Source organism: Streptomyces sp. Ru62, assembly GCF_002920615.1.
Lineage (GTDB): Bacteria > Actinomycetota > Actinomycetes > Streptomycetales > Streptomycetaceae > Streptomyces.
The window spans coordinates 1-4627 of the sequence record NZ_PQSU01000077.1; the positions used below are offsets into that span (position 1 = coordinate 1).

A 4627-nucleotide genomic window follows, 5' to 3' on the forward strand; every position below is an offset into this window, starting at 1 on the left:
GGCCTCCCGGCCGCGCGCCGGCCTCCCGGCCACGCACCGGCCTCCCGGCCGCGCGCTGGACCGCCTGCCGCTGGCCGGGCCCGCGCGGGTCCCGCCCCCGCCCCCGCTGCGCCCGGCGGCGTGCGGTGCTGTGCCCGGTGGCCGCCCGTTGCCCGGCCCGGTCGTCCCGGCCGTCCCGCCGTCCGAGCCCGCCGCCGGACTTCCCGTGCCTGCCATCCCGTCGCTGCCCGGCAACGCCGCGCTGGCGCCACGCCCCGCACCGGCCGTGGTGCCCGCGCCGCGCCCCGGCCGCAGTGCCGCCGCCGCGCTGTGCCGGCCTGCTGTGCCCTGTCCCGGCGGCTTGGGCCTGCATCCGGACGCCGCGCCGAGTTGCTGCTCGTCGTGCGCCCCATGCGTCGTCCCGCCCCGGCCGTCCGCCGGGGCCGCCCGGCTGTCTCCGTCAAGCCGGGTCTCGCCTGCGGCCTGGTCCCCACCGGTTGAGATGACCGACGGGATCTTTGCCGTGCAGTGGACCGCAGGGGGTTTGAACCCCTGGCCCCCTCCATGCGAACTATGAGCACGACGGTTCCGTGCCCGGCTGGTTACACGGTCGGATGTGTCTGCTGAAGGGTGACTCTGGTCGCGACGGTTGCTGTACCTCGCTGCTGTACGCCAGGAAGGGCTCTGCTTGGATCGACCCATGATTTCTGTTGGCACTCCGGAGGAGACGCGAGAGAAAGCAGAGCTTGCGGTCTGGTTCGGCGAAGCGTCCTTGGCGTGCTGGTTCTGCTGTCCGTTCTGGATACTGGTCAGCTTTGGCGCGCTGCCTCTGGCGCTCGTTGGCCTGGTGCGGGCCTTTGTCGAGTACCGTGCATCAAGGTCGGGGCGAGCGCACAGGAGGCGAGCCGTAGTGGGTGGCGTGTTGTCCCTCTTGGGGGCGACAGCGGCGATCACCTACATGATCTTTCTGGCCACCCATCCTGATCTTCCCGTCCAGGGGTAGCCGCCTCATTGATGGCCAGTTCGATGTGGGTCGGGCGGACGAACAGGCTCCCACCGTTTTCGGAGAGAGGGTGGGGCGTAGGGCAGGTGGCATGCGGCTTCGCCGGCCGAGCGAGAGGACACGGATCCACTCACCAGCACCCTTGTCGACCGCCGCTGACCTCTGCATCTGGCACGGCTGCGGCACGGCGGTCTTCGTCCCCAAGCTGCTGAGACCTCAGTCCGGCAGGCAGGAGCGGAATCGGTGGATCAGTTCAAGTGCGGCAGGGCTCTCTGCGTCAAAGGCCTGGCCTTGTTGTTCGACAGGAAGCCCCGGCCCCCAGATACGGGTACCGTGACAACGAAAGCAGAAGGCGATCTCGAAGAGCTGATCCGTGGAGCTGTGCGCCCGGATTCCCCAGCCTGGGAGGAAGCAACGGTACGGCTCACTTCCTGGTAGGTCGGCGATCAGGGACAGGGCTTGCTGGGCTTGGTCTCCCTCCCAGATCGCGACAGCGTCGCCGGCCGATCGTCCGAACTGAGATGCCTCACAGGGTCGGTGATACGAACGACCTCGATGAGCTCGGTCTTCCCACGGGATAGCGGCAGCAGCATGCTCCCAGACTCTCCGATCGTGGCTTCGCTGACAGGGACGGCCGCGGCGGCCGAGGCGGCGAGTACGGCGATGGCGGCGCCAGCGTCGGATGTCAGCAGAACAACAAGGGCATCGGGCAGGCCTCCAACGGCTCCTCCTGCCGGTCGCCCCTGCGCCACCAGACATGCCGACCGGTACACCACCACAGCACCCGGCAGATCCGCCGGCCATCGTCCTCCCGCTTGACTAGGACGAAGCCGCCGAACCGCATGGACTCGACGCACTCGGGACAGGTCGGGGCGTCGATCATGTAGCGCACCCTAACGGGACGACCGCTTCGTGCCGAACTACGGGCAGGGTGGACGCTAAGGTCTCCCGGCACGTCAGAGGGTCATTCAGGGCCGGCAATGGTCGGTGCTGGTTACGGCGGTTGCTGTACTTCCGTGCTGTACAGCAGCTGCGGCTCAGCCCTCGTCCTCATCTAGGCCGAACCCATCTGGCACAGCCAGCAGGGCATCGCGCCATGGCCCTTCCGGCTCTTTCAGGGCCGCTTCGCGGAACAGGTCTGCGAGTCGGTGCCGATCTTCCGCGCCGAGGCGGTCGAAAAGGTACGCCGGATACTCCAACCATCTGGACGCCGAGTCCGGCGAGGCTTCCTCATCGGTACTGGTGTCCACTGCTGCCACGAGATGCGCCATGGCCTCTGCCAGTGTGCTTAGGAGCGGATCACGGTGGCCACGCGCTGCGGCCAGGTCGCCAGAATGCATACGTGCACAGTATCCAGCGGTAGGCGGAGCGGCTTTGGGCTGGAGCTGCTTTGGGGGCGAGTGATCACGGCCCCGTAAGCTGATGGCGAGTCGGCCAGTCCGTCGGGGCCCGGAACCCCTCCGACGTGGCAGCCGGTCCGGCGGCGTGACCCGTTCCTGCGCCCGCGCGGCCGTCGTGGCGTCCCGGCGCTTCCCCGCCAGGCGCGGGTACCGCACGGCAGGGGAGCGACCGGGCCTGCTGGGTGCCAGGCGCCCCGGCTGGTCACTGGCTGCAGCGTTCCTCAGGTCAGCTTCCGCCTCGACGGCTATCGCGCCTCTGTCGCGGATGGGTGGCGGGTCGTTGCCGATCAACTCCGGCCGCTGGTGTAGGCGTTGATTCGCTGGTAGTCGTGGTCGAGGAGTGCGGCCAGTTGCGAGCCTGCCCACAGGATGAACGTGAGGGCGATCTCGCGTGCGTCTTCCACCTCGTGATCGGGGCGGAGGTATCCCCAGGTAGGGCACTGCGAGACGGAGGAGCCGGTCGCGTTCCGTCCCGGCGGTGGCGTCCGGGCGGGGGGTGAGGTCGTCGGCGACGACCGACAGGGTTTCGATTGTGGTGGGGCCGGCGGGGTGCGCGTGCTGCTGGGTGTGGGCGACCTGGTCGCCGTCTCCCGGGCATGATGGTCGAGTGCAGCAGCCCTCTCCTGAACCCAGACCGATCATTCTCGCCATTGACGACCTCAGGTCGCTGCCCCAAGCGACGCGGCTCGCCCGCACGAGCCGTGAAGGAGTTCAACTCCTCCATGAGCACCGGGACATCTTCATCGACGGGCTCTGACTCGACCACGACCTCGGCGGGGATGACAGCATCATGCCGGTGGTGACCCTCCTGGAGGAGGCCGCCTTTCATGGGAACCGGTTCCAGATCGGCATTGTCTACGTGCACAGCGCCAACCCCATCGGCGCCGAGACTGTTGTGCGCTCTCTTTCTCATTGGAAGTACCGCGTTCGCAAAGCCGTCGCCCAATGAGTAGCTAGGACTTGTCCGGCCGATCATGTACGAAGCCAGATGACGAGGGCTGCGGCAGTCGCGGTCCCGGGGAAGACGTAGCCGCGTTTGTCGTAGCGGGTGGCCACGGCCCTAGCGTCCTTGAGCCGGTTGATCGCCCGTTCGACGGTGTTGCGTTTCTTGTACCGCTCTTCGTCGAAGCCGGGTGGCCGTCCGCCGCGTGACCCTTTGCGCGGTCGGGCGGCCCGGCTGTCGGTCTTCTCCGGAATCGTGTGCCGGATGCCCCGGCGCCGCAGGTACTCGCGGCACGGTCCGTTGCTGTAAGCCTTGTCCGCCGCGAGGCTCTCAGGCTTCTTGCGCGGCCTGCCCGGCCCGATCCGCGGGACGCGGATCTTCTCCAGCACCGGCTTGAACTGCGTGCAGTCCGCCCGCTGTCCCGGTGTGACGATCAAGGACAGCGGGCGGCAGCGGCCGTCCGCACTCAGGTGGAGCTTGGTGGTGAACCCGCCCCGCGAGCGGCCCAGGCCCTCACCTCCTGCACCACCTCCACCAGGCGGGCGACGAGGCTCTGCCACGGCGTTTCGCCCTGGTGTCTGCCGGTTCGGCCCCCTTTGAGGCGGGCGCCGGCGGTGGTTCGGTGCGGGCGCCGGCAGCATGCTGATGTGCCCGCATGATGGTGGAGTCGACCGAGATGTCCCAGTCGATCTCCTCAGTCGCGTCGGCCTCGGCCTGGACCTGCTGGAGCAGGCGTTCCCACGTTCCGTCGGCCGACCACAGGCGGTGGCGTTCATACACCGTCTTCCATGGGCCGAACCGTTCGGGCAGGTCACGCCACTGAACGCCGGTCCGCACCCGGTGCGGAATCCCGTCGATCACCTGCCGGTGATCCCGCCACCTGCCACAACGCCTGTTGCTGACCGGCAGGAACGGCCGCAGCCGTTCCCACTCGGCATCCGTCCGATCGCCCCGCCCCATGTCCACATCAACGACACGACTGCGGAGTAGTCACATGATCGGCCGGACAAGTCCTGGTCCGGCGACGGCCGCTTACCTGGCTGGCGGCCTGTCCAGGGCTGCTGAAGGGCGCGACGTCGCCCGGGGGAGAGGCCCGGTGAGGTGGGAAGGTTACGGCATGGAGGGTCCAGGGCGATGACAGCCCGCAAGGGATCCAGTCCTTTCTGCAGGGGTGACGATTCGCGGGCGCATCCCATGGCCGGTCCCATCCCGACTTCAGACCTGCGCCTCCTGCATAGCCGGGGGGGTCTTGACCAGCTGCTTGTGAATGGGGTCGTTGTGGCGATCGGCCGTGGAGGCTGG

At 68.4% G+C, this 4627-nt stretch carries 3 protein-coding genes and 1 pseudogene; 1 reads left to right on the plus strand and 3 read right to left on the minus strand.

Going from position 1 to position 4627, the window contains the following annotated elements:
- Positions 1–1667: 1667 nt before the first annotated feature.
- Together C3492_RS43630 and C3492_RS43635 are read right to left on the minus strand one after the other, a co-directional pair.
- Positions 1668–1865 (minus strand): dehydrogenase, encoded by a 198-nt coding sequence (locus C3492_RS43630; RefSeq protein WP_103818099.1) that lies wholly within the window; start codon positions 1863–1865, stop codon positions 1668–1670.
- A 154-nt stretch (positions 1866–2019) separates the two neighbouring features.
- Entirely contained in the window at positions 2020–2253 is a 234-nt protein-coding gene (locus tag C3492_RS43635; protein WP_103818098.1) for a hypothetical protein, read from the minus strand.
- Positions 2254–3151: 898 nt separating this feature from the next.
- Here C3492_RS43635 and C3492_RS46570 point away from each other — a divergent pair.
- Positions 3152–3331, plus strand: a pseudogene (locus C3492_RS46570) (hypothetical protein); the annotation flags it as partial.
- 23 nt (positions 3332–3354) lie between these two features.
- On the opposite strand, the gene C3492_RS43645 reads toward C3492_RS46570, so the two are convergent.
- A protein-coding gene (locus tag C3492_RS43645; protein ID WP_374938438.1) for an IS5 family transposase occupies positions 3355–4285 on the minus strand; the annotation gives its coding sequence in 2 pieces (ribosomal slippage) (positions 3355–3919 and positions 3918–4285; 933 coding nt in all).
- Positions 4286–4627: the final 342 nt, after the last annotated feature.

Coding starts and splice junctions, on each gene's coding strand:
- C3492_RS43635 (WP_103818098.1), bottom strand. CDS start 2,253: ATGGCGCATCTCGTGGCAGCAGTGGACACCAGTACCGATGAGGAAGCC.
- C3492_RS43630 (WP_103818099.1), bottom strand. CDS start 1,865: ATGATCGACGCCCCGACCTGTCCCGAGTGCGTCGAGTCCATGCGGTTC.